The sequence below is a fragment of the Corynebacterium sp. genome, from assembly GCF_030530965.1.
Lineage (GTDB): Bacteria > Actinomycetota > Actinomycetes > Mycobacteriales > Mycobacteriaceae > Corynebacterium.
Genome location: NZ_JAUMTY010000032.1, coordinates 1 through 25,438, shown reverse-complemented (window position 1 = coordinate 25,438; position 25,438 = coordinate 1). Strand labels below are relative to the sequence as shown.

Sequence of the window (25,438 nt, the reverse complement as noted above, 5' to 3'; positions counted from 1 at the left end):
GAGCGCCCGATCTGGACGACCACCGACTACTACGCGGACATCGTTCTCTACAACCGCGACCCCGGCGCGGACGGCCGCTATTCCATGGAAGTCCTCGATCTAGACGAGCTCGAGGACGCCTACACACAGGGCTTTATCACTGCCGCCGAATTGGCGCACGCTCTATCCGTGACAGCCACCGTCGTCGACGGGCTGACAACCTACGGGGATATTGACTCCTGGTTAGAGCAGTTCAATATCGCCTTGACGTGGGAAAACCCCGACGATATCTCATTGACACCTGCGCCTTAATCGCCGCTAATGGACACATTGCTTGGGCAATTATCCTCAACAAACGGCAGCCACTGTCTGGCTCGTTGTACTAAGACTGACGGTTAAAAACGGCTAGAAGTCAGGTGCATCGCGGTGTTCAGTAATCAGGGTTGCGATCCCGAACGATAGCGTCATCCCAATTCCAGAAGCGACGACAGCCACCGTAGTGCGGTCATCGGGCCGCTCGAGAACAAGGTTGGTGTCCGGACTGTCCGCGTATCGACCCTGCCAGCGCTGACGCACCACCGGCTGCTCGATGCCGAGATATGCAGACGCATTGTCCATAAGCAGATCTGCAATGCTCTGCTGAATAAATGGTTCTGGTGATTGCGCGTAATCGTGGGAATCGCCGATAAATATTCCGCTACCACTGGAGTTGAGACCAGGAATTGCGCCGTCCGGCAAAGCAGTAGCCATAAGGTTGGCAATACATCCCACTAATTCTGGCTTAGTGTCTAATAATTCTTCACGCAGATCTGGCACACCGGGCATGGCAGCCACACCGTCATAGCGGGCGAGCGACGTCCCCGTCAGCATCGCGAGGTCTGCGGGAATATGGTCGGGACGATCAATCAAAGCCATGGCCAGGATGCAGGTTCTCAGCCCGTTACGTTCCGCAATATCGGGGAATATTTCTCCGACGTGATGTCCAGGGCAGACGACGACTTCGTTAGCGGACAAGGTTCCACGGGAGGTATCAACCTGGCCGTCCCCCACATGGTGAACGGCCGTGTTCCAGCTAAATTCGACGCCATTCGCGGCTAACCATTCTGCCAGGCGCGGCGCAGCTTCCCGCGGGTTGATCCTCATGTCGAGTGGCAAATGTGCCCCACCAATGATGTCACCAGTGCCGCTGTTTTCGGAGCCCGTGAGGCCCAGCCGTTCACGTGTGTCCTCCGCGCTCAAGAGCGTGACCTGCTCAGAACCGCGGTGGTCGTGGAACTGGCGGAGCACGGTCATCTCGGTCTCGCTCACAGCGGGTACGACTGTGCCTGGTTGCGCCGCCCACAAACCAGTTTCAGCGGCGGCTGCTTTCCATCCATTACGGGAGTCTGCCGCGACATCCTGAATAGCGTCGGCTTGAGCAGTAAAGCACGCGTGGCCGAAGTTTTGGATAGATGCGCCAACCGGGCGACTAGCGCGATCAATAACGTGAACTCGTCGGCCCTGGTGGTGAGCGCGCCACGCAGTAGCTAGGCCTACGATGCCTCCGCCCACGATAATAAGATCGGTTTTATTCCCCACTCCGTTCTCGTGAGACTGTGTTTCCTCGGCTGACCTAAACATATCCATGGTCTCTATGGTGGTCGCTATTACTGAGATCTGTCGAGTTTTCTTAACCACAACACGAAAACTGTTAGGGTTCAGGCATGACCCTCCTTGTATGCGATATTGCTGGCACCACCATCGACGAAGGCGGAGTCGTGTACCGCCAATTGCGCGAAAGCGTGGAGAAACAGGGCATCACTGTCACGCCTGATCAAGTTAACCAGGTCAAGGGCACTGAGAAGCGCAGCGCGATTATCGCGCTGCTGAGCTCTGGCGGTTTTACCCCGTCGGAAGAGACCATCAACACTGCATACAACGATTTCCTCGAAGGGCTGCAGACCGAATACACCAACAATCCTCCAACGCCTATCCCCGGGGTTGAAAAGCCGTTACGAGAGTTCCAGCGTAAGGGCGGAAAAGTTGCGCTGACCACCGGCTTTCAGCGGTCGATTGCCGAGATCGTCCTCTCTGCAGCTGGGTGGGGCGCTCGTGCTCTGTCTATGGCTCCGGATGAAACGACCGTTTCGTCCCGACTTATCGACGACGCGAACAACGCCCCTTTTTCCGTCGACGCACTGGTAACCAGCGACACCGTACGGGCGGGACGCCCCGCGCCGTACCTCATTCATCACGCCATGGAACTCACCGGCGTGACGAACGTCGCTGAGGTGATTTCTGCGGGCGATACCACCGCCGACCTGGATGCCGCCACGAATGCAGGGGTGCGCGGAGTCGGCGTTCTCACCGGGTCATTATCACGTGATGTTTTGGAGGCCCGGCCGCACACGATCGTGCTGGACTCCCTGGCTGACCTGGGCTCATCGGAATCGCTGTCGGCTCTCAATGCTGCAGGCGACGCTGTTACCGAACTCAATGGCTAAACCGAACGGCTAAACGCGAAAATCTCGCTTCACTCCGCCGCACAGCCCGCCCCCAAACAGCCCAAACGTTTCTAAAACAGCCCGGTGATGGTTCCGTCGTCGGTGACATCGATCTCCATGGCAGCCGGGTGTTTCGGCAGCCCCGGCATCGTGAAAACTGTTCCGGTGAGGGCCACGACGAATCCAGGTCCGAGCTTGGGGATCAGCCGTTGAACATGCAGCGTGTGATTCTTCGGCGCTCCGACCGCTGACGGATCGTCAGAAAACGAATACGGGGTCTTAGAAATACACACCGGCAAGGTATCCCACCCGTGGCGCTTCAGCTGAGCCAGGTCTTTACCTGCTTGCTGGGAGTATTCCACCTGCTCAGCGCCATAAATGTCGTGCGCAATGGTTGCGATGCTTGCCTCAACACCGTCCTGCGGGTCATAAATACGCGTCCGCGCTGTACCCGATTGGCCCGTGGCGGTCCGCACCGGCTCGTCCGCTAACGCTTCACGAACCTCGGCCACCAAGTCAGCTGCTCCTGCACCGCCTTCGCCCCACACATTCGCTACGGCTGCACGAAGTCCGTGGTCGTCCGCCCACTCCTTGATAGCCGCGAGTTCCGCGTCGGTATCAGTCACGAACTTATTGACGGCCACGATGGGCTGCATTCCCAGCCGCCGCAACGATGCACAATGGCGTTCCACGTTGGCCAAGCCGGACCGCACGGCCTCCACGTTCTCGTCATTGAGGCCACCGCGCGCCACACCGCCGTTATATTTCAGCGACCGGGCAGTCACCACAATGACGGCCACGTCTGCGGCGAAATCGCCGGCCACCGAGGCAATATCCGTGAATTTTTCGGCACCCAAATCCGCGCCGAAACCGGCCTCCGTCACCACAACATCAGCCAATTCACGTGCTGCATTAGTCGCGATAACACTGTTGCACCCATGCGCAATATTCGCGAACGGCCCCCCATGGATCAGCGCCGGTGCCCCACCTAGCGTTTGAACAAGGTTCGGCGACATCGCATCACGCAACAACGCAACAAGGGACCCCTCCACACCCAAGTCATGCACGAAGACCGGATCGTTATCCCGCGTGTAGCCGATGAGCATACGGCCAAGCCGCTCCCTCAAATCGGCGAGATCCCGCGCTAAGCACAGAACCGCCATCACTTCACTGGCCGCGGTGATATCAAACCCGGCTTCGCGCGGCACGCCGCCGCCTTTGCCGCCCAAACCAGTGATGATGTTCCGCAGGACACGGTCGTTCACGTCCAGGCACCGTCGCCACACAATCTTTCGCGGGTCAAGATTCAGGGAGTTCCCCTGCTGAACGTGATTATCGATCAGCGCGGCCAGCGCATTATTCGCCGACGTGATCGCATGGAGATCCCCCGTGAAGTGCAGATTAATGTCCTCCATGGGGACGACCTGCGAGTATCCCCCACCCGCAGCGCCACCTTTCATCCCCAACACTGGCCCCAACGACGGCTCCCGCAGCGCCGCCATCGCTTTCACGCCAGCCGATGCCAACCCGTCGACCAGACCAATGAGGACAGTTGATTTCCCCTCCCCCGCCGGCGTCGGAGACATGCCCGTCACCAGGACAACCTTTCCCTTCGTTGCACTCTGTGCTAACTTTCCGACGGTCACCTTGGCCTTCGTCGTTCCATAAGGCACCGTAGCTTCGTCGGGGATGCCGGCACGCCGAGCGACGTCGGCAATAGGTTCTAATTGGTGAGCTTGAGCGATGGAAACGTCGGAAGGCTGGCTGCTGGTGTGAGCAGACGCTTCTGTGCGACCAAATGAGGACGGATTCGAGGGTTTTTGTTCAGGTGCAGACACGGTTCCCAGGATACCTAGGGCCATGCCTACCCGAGTGCAGATGAAGAAAAAGAGAGGTAACGGACACCATGTCGTGGATCATCCTGATTGTCTCTGGCCTATTCGAGACCACCTGGGCCGTAGCGCTACACGAGTCACAGGGCTTCTCCCGGCTCGTGCCCGCCATCATTTTCGTCATCGCCGCCGCGCTAAGCATGGTGGGTCTATCGCTGGCGATGCGCGATGTGCCCGTCGGCACGGCCTATGCCGTGTGGGTATCCATTGGGGCCGTCGGCACCGTCGTATGGGGAATGGCGACGGGGCAAGAGACGGTCTCCCTGCTCAAGATCATGTTCCTGTGCATGATCATCGGTGGTGTCGCAGGACTTAAAGCGACGAGTTAGCTGCTATTTCTCTCCACGCAGATCGTTGATAGATTCGGCGAGTGTCGCGGTAGGATGGCGCTTTTGGTGTTGGGCAATCTCGTCACTAGTCGGCATGGGCTTGTCGCTCTTTTTTACATTTTGACTGAGCAGTTCCGGAACCGCGACAACGAGCCCAGCCACCAGCCCAAGGTTGGTAGCCATGGCATAGTTACCCTTCAATGCAAACCAGATCGCTCCTACAACACATACTGCGCCGACGAACCATAAGAATGGTCTTATCTTGCGAAGAACAGATTGGATTTGCTTCATAGTTCGCCACCTTAGGCGCCTACTTCAGTATCTGTCGGCCCATCACCATGCGGCAGATCTGGTTCGTTCCCTCGTAGATCTGCGTGATTTTGGCATCGCGCATCATGCGTTCAACCGGGAAATCGCGGGTGTATCCGTAACCACCGAACAACTGCACAGCGTCCGTCGTCACCTGCATAGCGACGTCTGACGCGAAGGCTTTCGAGCCCGCGGCGAGCATACCTAAGCGCTCCCCACCCTCGGCGTGGCCACGCTCGGCATTCGATGCTGCCGTGTACACCATGAGGCGGGCAGCGTCGATCTTCATTTTCATGTCGGCAAGCATGAATTGCGTGTTCTGGAAATCGGCAATCCGGCGGCCGAACTGCTCACGCTCTTTCACGTACTTCACAGTTTGATCAAACGCCCCCTGCGCGATGCCGAGAGCCTGCGCACCAATTGTCGGGCGCGTGTGATCCAGGGTTTCCAGGGCGGTCTTAAAGCCGGTCCCCTCGTCGCCAATGATGCGGTCAGCGGGAATGCGGCAATCCTCGAAGTACAGCTCGGCCGTCGGAGACCCCTTGATCCCCAGCTTCTTCTCTTTGGGGCCGACGACGAAACCTTCATCATCGGCGTGGACCATGAATGCGGAAATGCCGTTAGCTCCTTTGTCCGGGTCGGTGACCGCCATCACGGTGTACCAGGTGGACTTGCCGCCGTTAGTGATCCAACATTTCGATCCATTGAGCACCCACGAGTCGCCATCTTTGCGGGCACGCGTCTTCATCGATCCCGCATCGGAGCCTGCTCCTCGTTCCGACAACGCGTAGGAAGCCATTTTCCCACCGGCGATATCCGGGAGGACCTGCTGTTTTAGCTCCTCTGACCCCTTCAAAATGAGGCCCATCGTCCCTAACTTGTTCACCGCCGGGATCAACGAGGACGAACCACACACGCGCGCGACTTCCTCAATGACGATGCACGCCATGACCGAATCCCCGCCGGCTCCGCCGTACTCCTCTGGAATGTGCACAGCGTTGAAACCCGTCTCTACCAGCGCGTCCAGGGCTTCCTGCGGAAAACGCTCATTCTCGTCGACATCAGCGGCGTGCGGGGCGATGCTTTTCTCCGCGATCTCCCGGATGGCTTCACGCACCCCTTGGTAATCCTCCGGCAGCTGGTAAAGATCAAAATCAGAGTTCAGAGCCATGACGGTTCCTCTCACACATAGAAATCGGTAAGACGCACGCCCGCGATCAGACATCAATACGCCACTTTTTTAACAACGAATGACTGTGATTTTAAAGGCTTCCGACAATCTATGAGACATAGTTCACGTAATTCGACGCTAATTCGGTTTTCTTCACCCAGCCCCACCACTGCCGACGGCTACACTCGGACATATGAACCACTCACCGAAGCCACAGCGACACGCACGCTCTCATGGATCGGCCCGGCGCGGCGCAGCAGCCCAGCGCGGCGCCGTCTTCGCTGCACTCACGGTGAGCACGTGCATCCTCGCAGCATGTGGGAGCGGTACGTCCTCCACGAACACGGGATCAGAGTCGACGGTTCCTTCCGCGAGTTCACAGGCACAGCGCACCCCGTCAGAGTCGTCCGCTGCACCGTCGCCGTCGCTGTCTGGTTCGTCGACAGTAGAGCCGTCGACGACGAACGGTTCAGAATCTAACGACGCTGCAGCACATCAAGCGGCAGGTGCTGCATCTACAGGACGTGGCGATCGGTGCCACACCGCGGATATCGCAGCGTCCCTGAAGACTGAGAGCGGAGCAGCCGGGTCCAGCTATCTCACGATCACGCTAACTAACCAGTCCGATCATCCCTGCACGTTTTATGGATATCCCGGTGTCAGTGCCGTCGGTGGGAATGATGGGCATCAGGTTGGTAAGCCGGCTGATAAGGACCGCAATGCCACGGCGTCTCTGGTCACCGTTGCCCCTGGGGAGGCTGCCACTGTGACGGTTAAGAAGGCGCAGGCGGGGAATTATTCGCCGCAGTCATGTAAGCCCCAGCAGGCTCGTGGCCTGCGGATATATCCGCCTGACGAGAAGGCCGCACTCTTTGTTGATTACCCCACCGACGCATGTTCTGGCGATACCGTTGACATGCATGTTGGGCCGATCACTAAGAAATAGGAATTTGCCGGAGCTGCCGGGGAGCAGGCCAGTAAACCCGGCCAATGTGAACGGTGAAGTCTTATCCGGCTGCGAGGTCGTTCCACATAGCGACGGTTGGCTTCCCGCGCGAGGCTTCATAGTCGGCTTCCTGCTCAGCCCACATAGCCCAAAACTCTTTAAATCCTGGGTCGCGGTGTAGTGCCCGCTGCTGTCGACGGTGTGCATCAGCACGCACCTCAATAGCCACGATGTCCGCATCTTCCTGGGATTTCGGCGTTTGACCACTTCGACGCGGACACTGATAACGCAATTGCAGCTGATAACGCAACCGTCGCTGGTCTAGCAGTCGCCGACGAGCAGCCTCCAGCGAAGCAGTCGTTACCGCACCGACGCCCTCGACGATGAGCGGTTCGCCCGGATCCACGGCTACCCACTCCCCCGGCCCGTCGACAGTCCAATCCCAGCGCCGGTAGCCAGCGTCGGCAAGTGCCAAAACACAATCCGCCACGATTCTGGAGGCCTCCATCAGCCCAGACCATCCGGGATAAAACTCGTCACAATGGATCACTCGGGCCCCGGTCGCCTCCGCCAGGTATTTCGCGAGCGTTGTTTTACCCGAGCCAGACAATCCGTCGATGAGCACTGTGCTCCCCGGCTCCGTCGAAAAACAATCGGGTATGGATCCTTCATCAACTAACCGACGCAGATCAGTGGGGCCCTCGTCGGTACTGGCCACTCTGATTCCTATAGCGGAGGCTAACCGGGAAGGTGTTGCTCCCGATTCACGAAACAACGTGGTGATGTCGCTTGTCATCGCCGCCTCCGCATCATGTCCCCAAGAAGCGCAAATAGCCGGTCATCCATGCCGTCACCAGGGCCATCAGCGCAACGAGGAGCGCACCGACCATCAATACCCAGTCCGGCCACCGCAGGCGCGATTCTCGAGCCCAGGTCCGGGGCCGATCCGAGCCGAACCCACGGGCTTCCATGGCCGTCGCCAGTTTTCCGCCGCGACGAAGCGCGAGCACTAACAGGGCGAAGAAAATAGTGAGCGTTCGACGGATCCGGCCGGAATCCGCCAGGCCACGGGTACGACGAGCACGGTGCATCGCCGAATAATCGCGCTCGAACAAACTCACCAAGCGGACACCAGCCGCAGAACCGATGACGAATCGCTCCGGCAAATGCCAGATTTGCGCTAGGCCGTCGCCAAGGTCGGTGGGGTCGGTATCCGCGGACAAGATGACTGCGGGCAGGGCGATGGCCAAAACCCTCACCATGATCGCTAGGGCCAGGGACACCGAATTGTCCGTGATGTGGGCAAATGCGAAGGATAGATATTCTTTGCCCTCAGGCCGGCCATAGAGCAGCATCGACACACCCGTGAGCGGCGCGAGCATAAAAACCGGCCATCCGCGACGGATAATCCGGCCCCACCCCATCCCCAGGAACGGCGCGACCAGCAATTCGCAGATCAGCGCCACACCGGCTGACACGATATCGACCGAAATGAGAAGTGGCGTTGCAATAAGAGCCATCGCGGCAATGCGAGCCGTCGGGTTGAAGTTCACGCTTCGAGGCGTCGCACGGGTCATCGCTGAACCTCCATTCCTCCCGAGGCCAACCGGACGTGGCGCACACCCAGCAGGTCCACTACCAAAGGATCATGCGTGATAGCGAGCACCCCCACACCGTCGTCACTCATCTCGCGCAACAGCTCGATAAGCTGGATAAACGTGGTCCTATCCTGGCCAAACGTCGGTTCATCCGAAATCACCACGTCGGGGCGAGTGGACAGCACCGTCGCCACAGAGAGCCGACGTTTCTGGCCACCCGACAAGGTAAACGGATTCGCCTTGGCGAGGTTCTCTAGGTGCAGGCGTCGGAGCAGTTCATCGGCACGGCGTTCACCAACATCTGGGTCAATCCCGCACACCCGGGGGCCGACGAGCAATTCGTCGCGGACAGTTCGGGCCACAAATTGATGCTCGGGGTCTTGGAACACGGTCCCGATGCGCTGAGCTAAGGCCCTCGACGACCACTCCATCGGGTTACTACTGGCGTCACGCTTTCTATGGATTGCTACCGACGTTGCCTTGCCCGACCTTTCCCTGGCGATGAGTGCTGATGCATCGATGTCCCCCTCCACCGGCGCCAACAGCCCCGCGAGCGTCAAGGCAACAGTTGATTTACCGGCACCGTTGGGCCCGGTGATGACCGTCGGCTCGGAAGTCACGTCCAGCGAAATTCCCGTGTTGACCGCGCGGCCATCCCACCCGACGGCCAGGTCATGCGTCCGGAGCAGCGTGTTCGTCGGTGATGCCCCACGACCCTCGCCTGCTCCACCCGACACAGCGCGCTGCTGGTCAGACACAGCGCGGCCCTGACGCTCCCGTCGCCACGAATTATCAAGCGGCAGAGGAACGTCGGGAATCCATACTCCATCATGGGCGAGCTGTTCCCCCATCGTGCGAATAACCTCGTCGGTGGGGCCGTCGGCACGAATCGTGGAATCGCCCACCACCATGATGCGGTCAACAACATCACGCCAGACGTCGACGCGGTGCTCCACGATGACGACTGTTGCGCCGGTGCTCTCGGCGGCAGCGATCACAGCTTTGCGGACATCGGCCACACCCTCGGGGTCGATATTCGCGGTGGGCTCATCCAAGAGGATCAAGCCGGCACCCATGGCCAGGACACCAGCGAGGGCCAAGCGCTGCTTCTGCCCGCCGGAAAGCTGCTCAGTGGGGTGGTCAAGGGGAACAGTGAGCCCGACGAGGTCACGGGCCCACCGGACACGCTCCCAGATTTCGGCACGCGGGAAACCCAAATTCTCGCAACCGAAGGCAATGTCGTCGCCGACCCGCGAGGAAATGACCTGCGAATCGGGGTCCTGCAGCACCAAACCGACCTGCCCGCGGACACTGCGAGCATCCACCCCATTAATGAGCAATCGGCCGGCATAATCGCCGTCATCCGAGTCGCCGAGGACCCCGGCCATCCCGGCCATCAGCGTCGACTTCCCCGAGCCTGATGTGCCGAGGAGTAGGACTTTCTCGCCTGGTTCAATGCGAAAATTCACATCGGCCAGCGCCGGTTGCCGACGCCCCGCGTGCCGCCAACCGAAGCCCTCGGCCACCACCCGCGCGGGCGTCCGAACGTCGTCGTGTACGTGCGCCACTAGACCAGCTCAGTGCTTTCCCGCCCGGCAGCGAAGCGATCCAACGCACCTGCACGCGCTAGTGCCCGGACCAGGAAGAAGCCCAGAGCGCCGGCGAGAATGGCCCCCGACACGGACAGGGAGACAAGGTAGATCAGGTTGTATTGGACTGACCGGGCATAGTTTCCCGACGCCCATTCGTAGCACCACTCGATGACCGACGCGCCTACCCCGGAGAGCATGGCGACGGTCAAGGTGTAGCGGGCGTACATGAACGCCATGAAGACGAGCTCGGCGCCGATCCCCTGAGCCAAACCGGAGTAGACCGTGGTGATTCCCCACTGGTTACCCAGTACCGCAGAGATGATGGCGGCGATGACTTCCACCATGATCGCGGCACCCGGTTTGCGAATGATCAGGCCACCTAACACGCCGCCGAGCAGCCAAACCCCGGTCACGAGGCCACCAAAACCGGGCAGTAGGGACTCGATAGCGCTGTACCATGCGCCGCCCAGGCCGTTCCAGACCCAGAAAATTAAGCCCGTCGCCACGCCCAACACGGCGGCCGTAATGATGTCGACGACCCGCCACCGTCGGGCGGGACGCGCGTTACCGGTATTTTTATCTTTCCTCACAGCTTTACTCCCTATCGCCGGTATAACCCGGATCAGGTTCATACGGTCAACATTCTTCCCCGGCACGTGATATCCGTTCGCGATATCGGCACGACGACGATATCCGCGCGGTGAAGGAACAGTGTTTTCTCAGCCCTCTATGGTGGGCTCCCGCGAAGTACTGATCTGAGGATAACACTCAGGTTATGCTGAGTTTATGACGTCATCTGCTGAAGATCCCTCGACCGCCCCGTGGGGAACGTCCGATTCTCCCCTGGACTGCCCAGATGTTGCCATTGTTTTCGAAGGTGGCGGAATGCGGAATAGTTACACCGTTGGTGCAGTTCAGGCGCTCATTGACCACAAGGTTAATCCGGGATGGGTCGGCGGAATATCAGCGGGAACAACGCATGTTGTCAATTTCCTCATTAAGAATCGGACGAGAGCTAAAGCATCTTTTGTGGATTTTGTTGAGGACCCACGATTCGGTGGATGGAAAACTTTCGCTAAAGGTAAAGGGTATTTCAATACTGAATTTATCTACACGGAATCCGTTATGCCTGGCGAAATAGCGGAGATGGATTTCGACGCCTTTATGAAAAGTTCTCCCGAATTCGCTATCGGCGCTCTACGTGCCGATACCGGGGATATGACATGGTGGCGACGCGACGACGTTCAGACGCTGGAACAGTTATCTGCGTATACCCGCGCGTCCTCAACAATTCCGTTCTTTATGCCGGTGGCCCATGTTGACGGCCATGACTATTACGACGGCGCAATGGGACCAACGGGCGGATTTGCCTATGATGCTGCCATCGAGGACGGTTATTCCAAATTCCTCTTCATTCTTACTCGGCCGAAATCTTTTCGACGGGAACCCATGTCACAGGCCCGTCTGATTCGGAGTTATTTCCGCAAACAACCTGCTGTTGCAGAAGCTATTCTTCAGCGCGCAGAACATTACAACCATTCGAAAGAAAAAATCGCGCAATGGGAAAAAGAAGGACGGGCAATGGTGTTCTATCCCGACCAGATGCCTGTCCACAACAAAGAGCGGAACGTGGAGAAATTGCAGAAGTCCTATGAGATGGGCGTTGACCAGGTGGCACGCGAATGGCCACGGTGGGAGGAGTTTTTACGCGGGTAGGCCGCGAACCAGTTCACTCCCACGGGCCCAGGCTTATTTCCAGGTTTGCCTTTCCAGCCCGCCGAGGAGTAACTCTAAGCCGTAGGAGTATTCGGCAATATCATCATGCTCGGTAAATTCCTCCACAATATCGTGAACGAACGGAAATTCCACTGGGTCTAATTGTTCCCATTCGTTAATTTGCGCATGCATGTCCTCTTCAGCTTCAGCTGGGTCTAAGTTTTTATGCCCTGTGTGGCTCGATGCTTCCGCACCAATTCCCGATGCATAATTGACGACGGCATTCGTGGCGAATAATTCTTCGCGTTTGTGTAATCCAAGCCGTTGGATTTGTCGGCCAATCAGTTCCCAAAACCGAAGTGCATACCACTGGTCGGGGCCATTATTCATTAGCTGAAGGGCTAGCCAACGGTGCTCAATCATTTGTTCAAAGAGGCACAACAATAAGCGTCGGATCTGAGCCAAGGCCTCGGCCGCTGCGTCGCTCGTCGAGGGATGAGGTTCAGCAAAGGACACTTCGGAGAAAGCGTCTGGCGCCAGTAGTCCGTGCTGCTCAAGTTCTTCACTCTTTGCGATCGCCCTGCGGATGAGTTCATCCGACACCATAGCGAGAAGTTGATCTTTTCCGCTGGCGTACCAGTACAAACTCGCAACACCGGCGTCGAGTTCAGATGCGATCTTGCGCAAGGTCAGTTTGTCCGCGCCATCACGGTCCAGAAGCGCAATTGCCACGCGAATAATGGATTCTTCTGACAGCACCGCGCGGCGAGCCGATCGGCGTGCCGATGGTCGTTGCACCGAGGGGGGCAGCTTTTTACCTGGTGACGGCTTCCGATCGGTTGTCTTTTCGCTGCTGGGCATGTCTCGATCGTATCAGCCGGCCTCTCCCCTTGACACCAAACGAACGCCGTTCTATATTCGAACACAATTCGAGTAACCGAACGTCATTCGATAAGGATCGCTACCGATAGAGTTCACCCCTCCGAATGCGGTACTCGATCAGTCTTTTCACGAATCTGTTCCACGAACACGAACTCACAACCACGAACAAAGGACACTCATGACAACCATCACAGCTCCTCCACAGGAGGACAGAAAAGCTCAATCGCTACTCGAAGCATGGCCGGCTCTCCTCGGCCTCTGCCTCACGATGCTCGTCGAAATGCTCGACAACTCAATCCTGAACATCGCCCTCCCCGTCATCGGCCGCGACCTCGGCTCCACCTCCACCGGTCTGCAGTGGATCGTCAGCGCCTATTCACTCACCTTCGGCGCGTTTCTCATGGTCGGCGGCACCCTGGGAGACAGACTCGGCCGTCGTCGAACTTTATTGTGGGGCCTGGCCCTCTTCGGTCTCGCGGGATTATGCGTAATGTTCTGCCACACCACAGGGCAGCTCATCGCCATCCGCGCATTATCGGGCGCCTTCGCCGCCGGCATTGCGCCACTGACCATGTCTCTGGTTTTTAGATTGTTTGACGACGACGCCCTGCGCGGAAAAGCCATCGGCGTGATCATCACCGTATCGATGGCGGGCTTCGCTATCGGGCCGGTGCTGTCAGGTTTGGCCGTCGAAAACTGGGATTGGCATTGGCTGCTGATGCTTAATGCTCCGACAGCGTTAATCGCCTGGTTAGGCGTCTACTTCGGACTGGCTCACGACGACACACAAGCGAAAAAGAGTGGCCCGATCGATTTCGCTGGCGCCATCTTCTCCGGGTTAGCCGTCAGCCTGTTGCTCTATGCGTTGACGAACGGTGCAGAACTCGGGTGGGGTGCTCCGCGAACCCTGATGTCCCTTGGCGGATCCGTTCTCGCGCTCGTTGCGTTTATCTGGCGGGAACACACGGCTAAAGACCCGATGCTGGACCTGTCATTCTTCCGGATCCCTACCCTGACCGGCTCGGCTATCCTGCAGGTCGCAACTCAGCTGGCCATGGCTGCAGTCATGTTCGCGTCGGCCGAACTGTACCAATACGCGTGGGGATGGCGGCCGTGGGTTGCGGGCGTAGCAAACCTGCCCTTCGTCATTGGCATGCTGGCCGCTGGGCCCGTCGTCGATAAGATGGTTGAAAAGTACGGACAGCGTTTCACCTGTGCCGTTGGTACTGCATTCGTCCTGGTCAGCCTGGTTGTGTGGTGGGTCGGTGTCGGCACGAACTATGCCTGGTGCGCGACCGGAATGCTGCTCATGACTATCGGTATGCGGACCGTGATGACCACGGCTGCTGTGGGTTTGATTGGTTCGCTGCCGGAAGAGCACACCTCGATCGGCGCAGCTCTGAACGACACTGCGCAGGAGCTCGGTAACTCGATCGGTGTTGCGGTTATCGGTACTGTCATGGCGATCGTGGTTGGTGTGGACCTTCCGCATGGCGCGTGGAGCGACGCTGTCGTTGACACATTCGTTCACTCGCAGCGCATTGCCTTCACGATTATTGCCGGATTGCTCACGGTTACCGCAGCTATCGGGCTCCGGACCCTCAGTAATTCACATGACACCGAAGGGCTGTAGCCGGCTATAGGGAAAGTGGCGATCGGGTGCAGCAAGGGGGTGGAAAACAGCCGGCGGGGGTTGTTCGTCGGCGCTCCGGGTAGACAGAATAAATACATGACCGCACCGGAACCGAAAACCCTTCCCCTGCCTTCACTTGAACAGACTGTCGCAGCGCTCGTTTCCGCTGCTCGTGCAGTCGCACCCGCGGACGTCGTGGACACCACGCGCACCGCGGGTTCAGCTTTTTTGCAGCATTCGGGGCCGGACATCCAGGCCGAGCTTGAAAAGTTCGCGGCCACAGAGCGGGAGACGGGCCGAAGCTGGTTTTCGGCGGAATGGTTACGCGGCTACCTCTCGACGCGCACCTCATTGCTTCACAGCACGAATGTGTCGTTTCAGATCAACCCGGGATTCTTGCCCTCTACCCCGGGAGTTGGCCGGGCAGCCGAGTTCATCTACCGCGCCGCCACCATTCACCTCGACCAAGCCCGAGGCACCACCCCTCAGGAAACCGATGCTCGCGGAAACCCCACCACGATGGACCAATGGGAGTGTTTCGATGGCGGAATACGCCACCCACAACCCGGCCTCGACACCATCCATCGCGCCGAATTGGGTGACCGCGATCGAGAAATAGGTGTGTTCTGGTCGGGGCGCCTCTTCGCCGTGCCCGTGACCGATCATGACGGCTCACTCCGCGATGTCGATTTCCTCGCGGCGTCGATCAACGCAATTATTCACCCCGGTGGGGACAAACCTGGATCACGTGAGCAGACCCCTGCTGACCTCGACTTTGCCATACCGTCGGCCGTCGGTAGCGAGGCTCTCGCCCCCATCCTGGAGCGAGCACTCGAGCAGCCCCACAACCAAAACACCTACCGACGCCTGACGAACTTCCTCTTCACCGTCACGCTCACCGACGAGGTCCGTGACGACGCCGACCACCTCCATCGCTCCGCATTCGAACCGGGACACAGTTGGGCCTACAAACCCATCAGCTACGAGATAAGCCTGGCCGACTCCTGGCTGAGCCTAAACGTGGAGCATTCCACCGTGGACGGCGCGACGCTGGTCACCGCGATACGGCGTATGCACGATGTCACTATTCCGCCGTCCACTTCTTCTGAGACGCCTCCTCCACCGGAAGAAGTGACTTGGGAATGGCCAGATAACGACGTGCCCATCCTCAAAGAAGCTGCCAGTGACGTGTCCCAGGATTTCGCCGATATCGCCACACGCATTGTGACGGTCCCCCACCCACCGGCAGATCAGCTCCCCTTCCGAATTAGTGCCGACGCAGCGCAGCAGCTTATCTTGACGATTACGCAACTCCTGACCTACGGCCGGGCGCGAGGAGTGTACGAAGCCGTTGACATGCGTGAATATCGCGCCGGGCGCACGGAGTGTTTGCGTGCGGTCACTCCGCAAGCCGTGAAATTCGCGTCACTGTTACTTAGTGGGAACGCAACGCGCCAGGATCTTGACGATGTCCTCGGCGCCCATCGAGCGTGGGTCAAGGCGTGCAAGCGTGGGGACGGCGTCGATCGCCATCTTTTGGGTCTCCGGTTTATGGCCGCCGCTATGGAAGCGGAGGGCAAAGAGCTCACCGGGGCGGAGTTCCTGACCGACCCGGGTGTTGCTGCAACCACGTACGATTTTCTCTCCACGACATCAATTGGTGGGGCCGATTATTTCGTCCGCTATGCCTTTGTTCCTAGTGTGCCGGAGGGTTTTGGGATTAGCTACACGCCCCAGCCAGACTCCTTCGAGTACTGCATGACATGGCATCCTTCACGCGCCGATCAGCCTGATGATTTCCTTCGCGCGCTTCCGCAGGCATCGGATCTGTTGTGGTCTTTTGTCGCGTCACTCCATGAATAAGGGCGCTAGAACACCGGGACTGTAACGGTCCCGTATCAATAATTGGTCATAACACTAAATAGAGGGGTATACGCGCCCACTTTTGGTGAACTAACTACTAAACTTACTTCCGGCGATTGCCCTAACAATCTGGACTTAGAACTCAGGAGACTTATTCGTGTCAACGTCATTCATCTATAGAGATCCTTTTACCCACACTAAGCATCAGGTTTCTGCGCCAGACGCCGCCACCTATGTGGTCGTTAAGAATAACGGTGAAAAGAAATCAGATAGTGACGTACTCGGCTTTTTTGATGACTACGACGGAGCACGCGAAGCAGTCATGGCGGAGCTGAATAAAGAACTCCAACAGCCCACCGGTGATCGCGAAGTGTTAGTCACTCATACGAAACTCTATAACCCGATGGCGTGAGATTGGCATAGCTTTCCTTCAGGATCCGATGGCGCACCACTCCGCTCGGATCCGATAGAGTCGCGCTAGCTGCATTTCGGCGCTGAACATATCCCGACGCTGTCCGCTTTTCGACGCTGCGGTCCAGCCCTCGTTCACCACTCACTCATGTGTGCGCCGACAATGGTACGCAATAAAAGTGAATCGCTACCCTCGGGAAAAATGGCGTATTACAGTGGGCGTATTAGTGGTATAGAACAGCGAAGTATAAGAAATAAAAGAAGAGGGATCATGCGTTCATTACGCCGCCGAAGCCGTATTGCCTCACTAGTCACTGTGGGCGCTGTCAGCAGTGCACTCGTTCTCAGCGGGTGCACGGTCGATGAGGATTCTGACCAGTCATCCGAGGACACAACGTCAGCGACCACCACTGCGTCTCAGCAGTCGTCATTATCCGAAACGAGCACGTCAGAGTCGTCCGCACCGAGCGATTCTCAGGACAATGACGCTCACCAAGGGATGGATCACTCCATGGACGGCGGTGCTGCACCGGAAGGCATCACAGTTGATGCTCACCCGACCTACCCCGTCGGCAGCACAGTCACGTTGACCGCTGACCATATGAAGGGGATGAAGGGCGCGACGGCCACGATCGCAGGGGCGTTCTCCACCTACACGTATGAAGTGGATTACACGCCCACGGATGGTGGCAAGCCGGTGAAAAACCACAAGTGGGTTGTTCAGCAAGAAATAAAAGATGCTGGCACCGAAAGAATTCCTGATGGCACCGAAGTCACTATCGAAGCAGACCATATGAAAGGAATGAAGGGCGCCAAAGGAAAGATTGTGTCCTCTACAGACCAAACTGTGTACATGGTGAATTATGAAGCCGATGGCATGAAAGTCACCAACCACAAGTGGGTCGTCGAGGACGAGATCAAGCCCGCTAACAACTAATCTCCATCAGTTAATTAATCCTGATTAGCTGGTTCCCAGCCGAGCTCAGGCGCGACATACAGAGCGAAGGACTTAAGAATTTTCTTATTCGCTTCGACGCCGAGCTGGCTCGGAATAGTCAGCATGAGCGTATCCGCATCCATCACTGCTGCGTCATTACGCAATTGCTCGACGAGTTTGTCTGGCTCGGCTGCGTAGGTCTTTCCAAAGGTTGCATTCACCCCGTCGATAACGCCAATACCGTCTTTGGATTGGCCCCCTAAGTAGAGTTTGCGGTCGTAGCCGTCGACAATCGGGAAAATAGTCCTACTTACCGACACACGCGGGGTCCAATCATGGCCCGCCCGTTTCCACGCTTCGTAATAGTGCTGCAATTGTTGCGCCTGGAGGTCCGCGAAGGCTTCGCCGGTGGCCTCAGTAAGGAGCGTGGAGCTCATCAGATTAACGCCCTGTTCAGCAGCCCACTCTGCGGTTTCACGACGGCCAGCACCCCACCAGATGCGGCGATCCAAACCGGGCGACTGAGGCATAACCGGCAGACCAGCGCCCGGCCGGTACATCGCCGGATACTGATCCTCCGCAGCAGTGGCCATGGGTTCCCCGCGCACTGCACGGAGGAACGTATCGAAATGCTGGTGAGCAATATCGGAGCCGCGAGGATCTGTTGAGCCGGTGTACCCAAAGGACTCCCAACCGCGGTCGGCGGCTTCAGGTGATCCCCGCGACACACCGAGGGCAACGCGGCCATTACTGAGTAAATCGAGGGCAGCGGCCTCTTCTGCCAGGTAAAGCGGGTTTTCGTAGCGCATATCAATGACGCCAGTGCCCACTTCGAGATCCTTCGTTACAGCTGCCATGGCAGACAATAACGGAATGGGGCTCGCGTGCTGCGGAAGATAGTGATGCACACGAAGATATGCACCATTAACGCCTAACTCATCGGCGGCTTTCGCTAATTCGACGGCTTCTTGCAAAGCATTGCGAGCCGTGTATCCATTGCCGTCGGTCGCACGTCCCGAATAATGGCCAAAACTCAAAGACCCAAATTTCTTCATGCTTATAGGAACACCGTTGATTAGTAAGACATTCCTCATGAAGAAATGAGGGGATATATGATCGCCTCATCGTGCCGACGGTTCAGCCGCTTCTTACTCAATCACTCGCTGCTAAATCACGCCCTGCGCGAGCATGGCATCGGCAACCTTCTTGAAACCGGCGATATTCGCGCCGACAACGTAGTCACCAGGGACTTCATACTCGTTGGCGGTATCGTTGCAGGCCCTGAAGATGTTATGCATGGTGTCACGCAAACGCTGATCGGTGTAGTTGAACGACCATGAATCGCGCGACGCGTTCTGCTGCATTTCCAGCGCGGAGGTCGCCACACCACCGGCGTTAGCCGCTTTGCCAGGCGCAAAAAGTGTGTGGCGGGTATTGAAGACGTCGATCGCTTCCGGCGTGCAGGGCATATTCGCGCCTTCAGCCACATACTTGCAGCCATTGTCCGCAAGCATCTTTGCAGCTTCTCCGTCCAACTCGTTCTGCGTGGCACACGGAAGCGCGACGTCGGCCTTCACTTCCCAGATGTTGCCCTTTTCGTGGAACGTCGCCTTGTCGGTTTCGTTGGCATAGTCCGACACACGGCCACGACGCACTTCTTTGACATCTTTGAGAAGCTCGACGTCCACCCCTTCGGGGGTAGAAACATACCCCGACGAATCGGAAAACGCGACCACCGTGGCACCAAGCTCTTGTGCCTTTTCAATGGCGTAAATAGCTACGTTCCCCGAGCCAGAGACGATGACCTTCGCGCCATGAAGCCGCTCTTTGTTCGACGCCATCATTTCCTGCATGAAGTAGACGACGCCGTAGCCTGTGGCTTCCGTGCGGACAAGGGATCCGCCCCAGGTCAGGCCTTTACCAGTGAGAACTCCGGACTCATGACGGCCCGTGATGCGTCGATACTGACCGAAAAGGTAGCCGATTTCACGTCCGCCGACGCCGATGTCACCTGCAGGAACGTCGATATCCTCACCGATATGGCGTTGGAGCTCCAGCATGAACGACTGGCAAAACCTCATTACTTCGTGTTCGGACTTACCTTTCGGATCAAAGTCAGAACCACCTTTACCGCCACCGATGGGAAGGCCGGTCAAGGAATTTTTGAAGATCTGCTCAAAACCAAGGAACTTGATGATGCCCAGGTTTACAGACGGGTGGAAGCGGAGACCGCCCTTATATGGCCCGAGGACGGAATTAAACTGAACACGGAAACCGCGGTTGACCTGGACATTCCCTTGGTCATCAATCCACGGAACACGGAAGATAATTTGACGTTCAGGTTCAGCGAGACGTTGGATGAGTCCTTCATCTGCGTAGTGATCGTCTTTTCGGAGGACGTACTTCAGACTGCTGAGGATCTCCTGAGCGGCTTGATGAAATTCAGGCTCGCCCGGGTTCCGCTTGAGAATCTGCTGGTAATACTCATCAACTGTTTTGTCGACGTCCATGATCTCCCTTCCGGGGTTGATTTCAAACATGCGTCGATCAGTGTAGTGCACGAAATTCTAGCGACGATCGAGTTGTGACTTATCCCTCAGGGCGGACCACACCATTGGTGGAGTCTGGCCGAACCAATGGTGTGTGAATGAAGTGCGAATAGTCGCAACCGAGTGGACTATGCACCCAACAGCGAGCTTTACTTCCCGGAATACACGGGGAATTGGCTGCTCTCGCCATAATCCCGAGCATCTAATTTCTTCAGAGCATCCATATCCTCGTCTGAAATGACGAAGTCGACGTCTGCATTGCTCTGCATATGATCTGGATTGGCGGTCTTTGGCAGCGACACCGTTCCCAATTGCAGGGTGTAACGAATGCACAGTTGCGGAATACTTACGCCATATTTCTCCGCTATCTCGGCAACGTCTTTATTCTTCAGCATTTCGCCGTGAGCAATTGGCGAATAGGCTTCAACAAGTATGTCGTTAGATGCGCAGAAAGACAGCAGTTCATGGGGTGTATTTCCCACATGCACAAGCAGTTGATTAACTAATGGCTTGACCGAACAAGAATCCAGGATGTTATTGAGATCCGACTCCACGAAGTTCGAAACGCCGATGGCTCGAATTTTCCCCGCTTGATACGCTTCCTCCAAAGCTCGCCATGCTTGGCGGTTTCCCTCGGAGTAGTCGCCACCACGGAAATCATCCCACGGTTGTGGAGAATGAATGAGCATCAGATCCACATAATCCAAACCCATGGTCTCCAGGGACCCATCGATCGCCTTCACTGCTTCATCATAATTTTTAATTTCAGCAGCTAGCTTCGTTGAGACAAATAAGTCTTCTCGCGGAATATCCGCCGTCCGTATTCCTTCACCGACGCCACGCTCATTGCCATACGCTTGAGCAGTGTCGATGTTGCGGTAACCAATCTTCACGGCGTCGCGAACAGCTTGCGCTGCTTTGTCGTCGTCAATAAACCAGGTACCAAGTCCTAGTTTCGGAATCTCAACCCCATTGGACAACGTATATTTCTCTTCTATGACGCTCATGTCGTCACCTTTCTCAAATAAATGAAACTATTACGACAATTGGGGGCCACTTCGCGAACCGCATGGTTTTCTACAACGAATAAGTATGAACTGACTAAAATAACCGAAATGCCAGAGTGGCCGACGATATAGTGATAGTTAAACCGCGATTCATCTCCGTCACGGTCAGGAAAAATCCTTCCCGAGTTTCGACGGTACACCGTTTGAGCCCAAGAGGGCGTGGGCTTGCTCCGTGGTTAAAGGATCGACGGGCAAGGGCGAAACACCATCACGCGCAGGCTTGAGGCCGTCAAGCATGATCCACAGATACCGTCGATACACCTCTGCAACATCATCACGTTTACTCACACCTCCTCGATCTGCACAGGTCAACGCCACCGATACAACGGCTATCTGAATCATGACAAGATCCGTTCCGACAATGTCACGTCGAATCACCCCTGCCCGACGAGCACGGTCAGCAAGGGAAGTAATCAGCGGAGCAAGCCGATCCCGCTCACGGTCGAAACTCTCGGGTGACATATGGCGACCAGAAAGCAACTGCGCCATGGCGCGGTCGTGCGTCTGGAGGACCAACGACCTCTCTAAATACATGACTATGCCGGCCCATGGATCATCTTCCTCGAGAGCATCGTGAAGAATCGCTTCCAATTCGTCTACTTGCCGTTCGACGATCGCCTCCAGCAGCGCTTCCTTATTTGGGAAACGGCGATAAGCAGTCCCCACCCCTACCCCGGCATGATGAGCAACATCATTAAGAGTGACGCGCAACCCCCGCTGAGCGAATAAGTCTCGCCCCGCTTCGAGGAGCAATTCCCGATTGTGAGCAGCATCTTTTCGCAATTTTGATTGAGCCATCAGGGTAGGTTTCCTCCACTATTTTCCCATTAAGAGCTAAGGAAGATATCGATTCGCGCGTTCTCTCCACAGCAACCATAACAAGCGGATGCACGATATCCACATCTTTGCTAGGCTACCTGGTAGCGGATACTTGATATCCACTTAAGGCCCCGCGCCGAGCTTCACACCCGACAATGACTTCATGGAGGTGACATTAGCGAGCAGCAAACCAACAGCGTCAATTGCCAAAGGCATATGACGCCATCTCGGATAAGCAACTCGAGACCCCAACTTTTTGTCAACAATTCCACCAAGATCCACAACGTTTTTATCGTCGCCGCGATTGTGTAACGACACTTCATCTATTTCTGGTCGGAAATTTCCGACGAGTGCTTGTCGACGCATACGACGATGAACAGCTATCAAATCTGATTGGAGAATAATGACGAATTCCATCCCTACCCTGACTTTGAACAATGGTGTTGAACTCCCATCCCTGGGCTTCGGCGTTTTCCAATCCAGCCCGGAAGACACCGCACAAGCTGTAGAAACAGCGTTACGAACCGGATATCGCCATATCGACACAGCGGCCATCTATGGCAACGAACGCGAAGTTGGTGAAGGCCTCCGGAACTCCGGCGTTCCCCGCGACGAGGTTTTCCTAGAAACCAAGGTGTGGATTAACGACTTCGGTTATGACGAAACCCGCCACGCTTTCGATAAATCCGCTGGAAAATTGGGTGTTGACACTATTGACCTGTTGATTTTGCATCAATCACTGCCTTCCCACTTTGACCGCACGCTCGATGCATATCGTGGATTGGAATCCCTCTTGAAAGAGGGACGTGTGCGGGCCATCGGCGTCAGCAATTTCCTGCCCGAGCACCTCGACAAACTTATCGAAGAAACAGAGGTAGTTCCCGCGGTGAACCAGGTGGAAATTCATCCTTATTTCCGAAACACGGAAACACTCGAGGCGGACGCCAAACATGGTGTTCTGTCACAGGCATGGTCACCGATTGGTGGAATTACGTTCTACCCGGGATGGGGAGAAAATCGGACTAGTACTCTTGATAACCCCACTCTCAAAGAAATTGGGGCGAAGTACGGCAAAACTGCGGCACAAATTATGTTGCGGTGGCATATTGATGAGGGTCGTTCTGCAATTCCAAAGTCAGTGCATGAGTCTCGTATCAAGGAGAATTTCGACGTATTCGATTTCTCGTTAACGAAGGATGAACTGGCCACCATCGATGCGTTGGATACTGGACACCGTACTGGCCCGGCACCCACTGACATCACGATCGAAGAATATGGCGCAGATATTCCCGAAGCATAGCGTTTCATATCACCCAATTGCCTCCGAACCCCGATCGACGAGCATATCGTTGTAGGGCAAGGACGGTGATTGTTATGCCTCAACAAGCATGGAATAAGAAACGCGAACGGCAATACGAGCACATTAAGGATTCACTCAAGGACAAGGGTCGCTCGGAAAGTACTGCCGAAGAGATCGCAGCCCGCACGGTCAATAAAACCCGTGCGCAACAGGGTGAATCTGAACAGGCTTCATCGACGTCTGTCAATGACAAGTCTCCCTCTGAGCGAGGGGGACAACGCTCACATCAGGGCCCACAAGGACGGACGAAAGCTCAGCTCTATGAAGACGCTAAGCGCCTGAATATCGAGGGCCGATCCGACATGGATAAAGACGAGCTCGAGCACGCCGTCAAGCAAGCAGAGCGTCAGAAAGACGCTAAGAAGGATTAAGCGTCCAAGAAAACAGCCATTGTTAGTTCAGTACGGAGAAATCTAAGTGCTGAGCTAACGACACGCTGTCCGTGTAATCGACGGACACATCGACGATCGATACCCCGTCGTCCTCCATTGCTTGGGCAAACGCGGTGGAAAAGTCTTCCAACGTGTGAACGCGGTACCCTTTGGCCCCAAATGCTTCTGCGTATTTCACCGCGTCATAGTCGCCTAATTCAACAGCTGACGGGCGGCCGAACTTATTCTCCTGTTGGAACTTCACCATGTCATACGAATTGTCTCGCATAATAACGTGGACAAGGTGAAGTCCTAAACGTGTCGCTGTCTCCAATTCCTGCGCTGAATAAAGGAAACCGCCATCACCTGACACAGATACAACTGGGTGATCGCGGTTAACTAATGCCGCTGCGATTGCCCACGGCAAAGCAACGCCGAGGGTCTGCTGACCATTAGAAAACAGCAACGTCCGAGGCTCATACGTGCGGAAATACCGCGCAAGATAAATGGAATGGGTTCCGATATCCGCCGCCACCGTTGTTTTGTCGTCGGTAATAAGCTCCCGAAGTGTAAGCACCAGCCGAGCAGGATTAACACCCGAATCACTCGTCGCCTGCTCCGCACCCTGACGCTGAGTACGAGCCAAGGCTTCAAGCCGTCGATCAATAAATGAGCGCTCAGTCTCTTCAACGTCAATCGGATCCATCACACTATTTAGCTCATGAAGTGTGCCCGAAATATCGCCGACGAGTTCTAAGGTTGGACGGTAGTGAGTATCGATGTCGGCCTGAATGGAATCGATGTGGATAATGTCGTGCTGGCCATTGAAATTCCACACACGCGGATCATATTCCACCGAATCGTAACCGACAGAAATAATTAAGTCTGCCTTATTGAGCAGAACATCACCGGGCTGGTTTTTAAACAAACCAACACGCCCCAGGAAGTTATTCTCTAATTCACGAGAAATAACTCCCGCTCCTTGGAAGGTTTCAACAACAGGAAGATTCGTGGTCTTCACTAATTGGCGGAGTTCGCGGACCGCGCTCTCCCCTGCCCCTCGCATTCCAACGAGCAAAACCGGCAATTTAGCGTTTTCAATACGTTCTTTAGCCTTATCGACGAGCGCCAGCGATGCCGGCCCCAGAGGCGCCGGGTCAGGGAACTCAAGAAGAGGTGCAGATGTTTCAGATCCCGCGACGTCCGCTGGGACCATGACAGCGGCGGCACCGCGTGGCTCTTGCTGGGCCTCGCGGAATGCGTTGGTGATCAGTTCCGAAACGTCATCGACACACGTCGATTCGGCAGTGAATTTGGTGACCGGCGCTAAAAAGTTCACAGCATCGAGAGACTGGTGCGTTCTCTTCAACCTGTCTGGCAACCCCACGGTGCCCGCAATCGCGACCACGGGATCCTGCTCGGTATTTGCGGTAACGAGCCCGGTGGCCAGGTTTGTCGTCCCCGGCCCCGAGGTAACCAAAACAACCCCCGGTTTCCCGGTTAATCGGCCGATAGCCTGGGCCATAAACGT

General features: G+C 56.5%; 25 protein-coding genes, 1 pseudogene and 1 riboswitch. Of the genes and pseudogenes, 11 read left to right on the top strand and 15 right to left on the bottom strand.

Annotated elements, in window-relative coordinates; translation table 11 throughout:
- A pseudogene (locus Q3981_RS07125) lies at positions 1–291 on the top strand (DUF402 domain-containing protein); the annotation flags it as partial.
- A gap of 93 nt (positions 292–384) precedes the next feature.
- Here the strand turns inward: Q3981_RS07125 and Q3981_RS07120 are convergent.
- On the bottom strand, positions 385–1,599 hold the full coding sequence (locus Q3981_RS07120) for a TIGR03364 family FAD-dependent oxidoreductase (RefSeq protein WP_303124782.1): 1,215 nt from the start codon (positions 1,597–1,599) through the stop codon (positions 385–387).
- An 83-nt stretch (positions 1,600–1,682) separates the two neighbouring features.
- Between Q3981_RS07120 and Q3981_RS07115 the strand changes: the two genes are divergently transcribed.
- Complete coding sequence (locus tag Q3981_RS07115; protein ID WP_303124778.1) at positions 1,683–2,462, top strand: HAD hydrolase-like protein; 780 nt, start codon at positions 1,683–1,685, stop codon at positions 2,460–2,462.
- 71 nt (positions 2,463–2,533) lie between these two features.
- Here Q3981_RS07115 and Q3981_RS07110 read toward each other — a convergent pair whose 3' ends face one another.
- Complete coding sequence (locus Q3981_RS07110) at positions 2,534–4,324, bottom strand: formate--tetrahydrofolate ligase (protein WP_303124776.1); 1,791 nt, start codon at positions 4,322–4,324, stop codon at positions 2,534–2,536.
- Positions 4,325–4,368: 44 nt separating this feature from the next.
- On the opposite strand from Q3981_RS07110, the gene Q3981_RS07105 reads away from it, so the two are divergent.
- Positions 4,369–4,683 (top strand): multidrug efflux SMR transporter, encoded by a 315-nt coding sequence (locus tag Q3981_RS07105; protein ID WP_303124774.1) that lies wholly within the window; start codon positions 4,369–4,371, stop codon positions 4,681–4,683.
- Positions 4,684–4,686: 3 nt separating this feature from the next.
- On the opposite strand, the gene Q3981_RS07100 is transcribed toward Q3981_RS07105, so the two are convergent.
- Both Q3981_RS07100 and Q3981_RS07095 read right to left on the bottom strand, forming a co-directional pair.
- On the bottom strand, positions 4,687–4,974 hold the full coding sequence (locus Q3981_RS07100) for a hypothetical protein (protein ID WP_303124773.1): 288 nt from the start codon (positions 4,972–4,974) through the stop codon (positions 4,687–4,689).
- Positions 4,975–4,993: 19 nt separating this feature from the next.
- Positions 4,994–6,163: an acyl-CoA dehydrogenase gene (locus Q3981_RS07095; RefSeq protein WP_012731265.1), complete on the bottom strand. Its 1,170-nt coding sequence runs from the start codon at positions 6,161–6,163 to the stop codon at positions 4,994–4,996.
- Between the two features lie 193 nt (positions 6,164–6,356).
- On the opposite strand from Q3981_RS07095, the gene Q3981_RS07090 reads away from it, so the two are divergent.
- The gene (locus Q3981_RS07090) at positions 6,357–7,109 is read left to right on the top strand and encodes a DUF4232 domain-containing protein (protein WP_303124770.1); all 753 of its coding nucleotides are present in this window, start codon (positions 6,357–6,359) and stop codon (positions 7,107–7,109) included.
- Between the two features lie 61 nt (positions 7,110–7,170).
- Here Q3981_RS07090 and Q3981_RS07085 read toward each other — a convergent pair whose 3' ends face one another.
- The 4 genes from Q3981_RS07085 to Q3981_RS07070 form a co-directional block, all read right to left on the bottom strand.
- Positions 7,171–7,827 carry a hypothetical protein gene (locus Q3981_RS07085; protein WP_303124768.1) on the bottom strand — a complete coding sequence of 219 codons (657 nt, stop codon included), beginning with the start codon at positions 7,825–7,827 and terminating at the stop codon, positions 7,171–7,173.
- 91 nt (positions 7,828–7,918) lie between these two features.
- Positions 7,919–8,686, bottom strand: a complete 768-nt coding sequence (locus Q3981_RS07080; RefSeq protein WP_303124766.1) for an energy-coupling factor transporter transmembrane protein EcfT — start codon at positions 8,684–8,686, stop codon at positions 7,919–7,921.
- Entirely contained in the window at positions 8,683–10,275 is a 1,593-nt protein-coding gene (locus tag Q3981_RS07075) for an ABC transporter ATP-binding protein (RefSeq protein ID WP_303124764.1), read from the bottom strand. The genes Q3981_RS07080 and Q3981_RS07075 overlap by 4 nt, the downstream gene beginning before the upstream one ends.
- Entirely contained in the window at positions 10,275–10,889 is a 615-nt protein-coding gene (locus Q3981_RS07070; protein ID WP_012731260.1) for an ECF transporter S component, read from the bottom strand. The genes Q3981_RS07075 and Q3981_RS07070 overlap by 1 nt, the downstream gene beginning before the upstream one ends.
- A riboswitch (TPP riboswitch) is annotated at positions 10,881–11,053 on the bottom strand. (Overlaps the previous gene by 9 nt.)
- A gap of 32 nt (positions 11,054–11,085) precedes the next feature.
- Here Q3981_RS07070 and Q3981_RS07065 point away from each other — a divergent pair.
- Positions 11,086–12,015, top strand: coding sequence for a patatin family protein (locus Q3981_RS07065; RefSeq protein ID WP_303124761.1), 930 nt, complete (start codon positions 11,086–11,088; stop codon positions 12,013–12,015).
- Positions 12,016–12,048: 33 nt separating this feature from the next.
- Here Q3981_RS07065 and Q3981_RS07060 read toward each other — a convergent pair whose 3' ends face one another.
- Entirely contained in the window at positions 12,049–12,876 is an 828-nt protein-coding gene (locus Q3981_RS07060) for a TetR/AcrR family transcriptional regulator (protein ID WP_303124759.1), read from the bottom strand.
- 199 nt (positions 12,877–13,075) lie between these two features.
- Here Q3981_RS07060 and Q3981_RS07055 point away from each other — a divergent pair, with 199 nt between their 5' ends.
- From Q3981_RS07055 to Q3981_RS07040, 4 genes are all read left to right on the top strand, one after another.
- Positions 13,076–14,530, top strand: coding sequence for an MFS transporter (locus Q3981_RS07055; protein WP_303124757.1), 1,455 nt, complete (start codon positions 13,076–13,078; stop codon positions 14,528–14,530).
- A gap of 96 nt (positions 14,531–14,626) precedes the next feature.
- On the top strand, positions 14,627–16,393 hold the full coding sequence (locus tag Q3981_RS07050) for a choline/carnitine O-acyltransferase (RefSeq protein ID WP_303124755.1): 1,767 nt from the start codon (positions 14,627–14,629) through the stop codon (positions 16,391–16,393).
- Positions 16,394–16,550: 157 nt separating this feature from the next.
- Positions 16,551–16,805: a hypothetical protein gene (locus tag Q3981_RS07045; RefSeq protein ID WP_204088241.1), complete on the top strand. Its 255-nt coding sequence runs from the start codon at positions 16,551–16,553 to the stop codon at positions 16,803–16,805.
- Between the two features lie 270 nt (positions 16,806–17,075).
- Positions 17,076–17,741: a YdhK family protein gene (locus tag Q3981_RS07040; RefSeq protein ID WP_303124753.1), complete on the top strand. Its 666-nt coding sequence runs from the start codon at positions 17,076–17,078 to the stop codon at positions 17,739–17,741.
- A 14-nt stretch (positions 17,742–17,755) separates the two neighbouring features.
- On the opposite strand, the gene Q3981_RS07035 is transcribed toward Q3981_RS07040, so the two are convergent.
- From Q3981_RS07035 to Q3981_RS07015, 5 genes are all read right to left on the bottom strand, one after another.
- Positions 17,756–18,796: an LLM class flavin-dependent oxidoreductase gene (locus Q3981_RS07035; protein ID WP_303124751.1), complete on the bottom strand. Its 1,041-nt coding sequence runs from the start codon at positions 18,794–18,796 to the stop codon at positions 17,756–17,758.
- Positions 18,797–18,907: 111 nt separating this feature from the next.
- On the bottom strand, positions 18,908–20,251 hold the full coding sequence (gene gdhA / locus Q3981_RS07030) for an NADP-specific glutamate dehydrogenase (protein ID WP_303124780.1): 1,344 nt from the start codon (positions 20,249–20,251) through the stop codon (positions 18,908–18,910).
- A gap of 188 nt (positions 20,252–20,439) precedes the next feature.
- The gene (locus Q3981_RS07025) at positions 20,440–21,297 is read right to left on the bottom strand and encodes an aldo/keto reductase (RefSeq protein WP_303124750.1); all 858 of its coding nucleotides are present in this window, start codon (positions 21,295–21,297) and stop codon (positions 20,440–20,442) included.
- A gap of 165 nt (positions 21,298–21,462) precedes the next feature.
- Positions 21,463–22,155 carry a TetR/AcrR family transcriptional regulator gene (locus Q3981_RS07020; RefSeq protein WP_303124748.1) on the bottom strand — a complete coding sequence of 231 codons (693 nt, stop codon included), beginning with the start codon at positions 22,153–22,155 and terminating at the stop codon, positions 21,463–21,465.
- 144 nt (positions 22,156–22,299) lie between these two features.
- A complete protein-coding gene (locus Q3981_RS07015) occupies positions 22,300–22,593 on the bottom strand; it encodes a hypothetical protein (protein WP_303124742.1) in 294 nt (97 codons plus the stop codon).
- Here Q3981_RS07015 and Q3981_RS07010 point away from each other — a divergent pair.
- Both Q3981_RS07010 and Q3981_RS07005 read left to right on the top strand, forming a co-directional pair.
- A complete protein-coding gene (locus tag Q3981_RS07010) occupies positions 22,580–23,476 on the top strand; it encodes an aldo/keto reductase (RefSeq protein WP_303124740.1) in 897 nt (298 codons plus the stop codon). The two genes, Q3981_RS07015 and Q3981_RS07010, sit on opposite strands and share 14 nt — an antisense overlap.
- A 74-nt stretch (positions 23,477–23,550) precedes the next feature.
- On the top strand, positions 23,551–23,907 hold the full coding sequence (locus Q3981_RS07005) for a plasmid stabilization protein (protein ID WP_303124738.1): 357 nt from the start codon (positions 23,551–23,553) through the stop codon (positions 23,905–23,907).
- Positions 23,908–23,929: 22 nt separating this feature from the next.
- Here Q3981_RS07005 and alsS read toward each other — a convergent pair.
- A partial coding sequence (gene alsS, locus Q3981_RS07000) for an acetolactate synthase AlsS (protein ID WP_303124736.1) occupies positions 23,930–25,438 on the bottom strand: 1,509 nt, incomplete at its 5' end.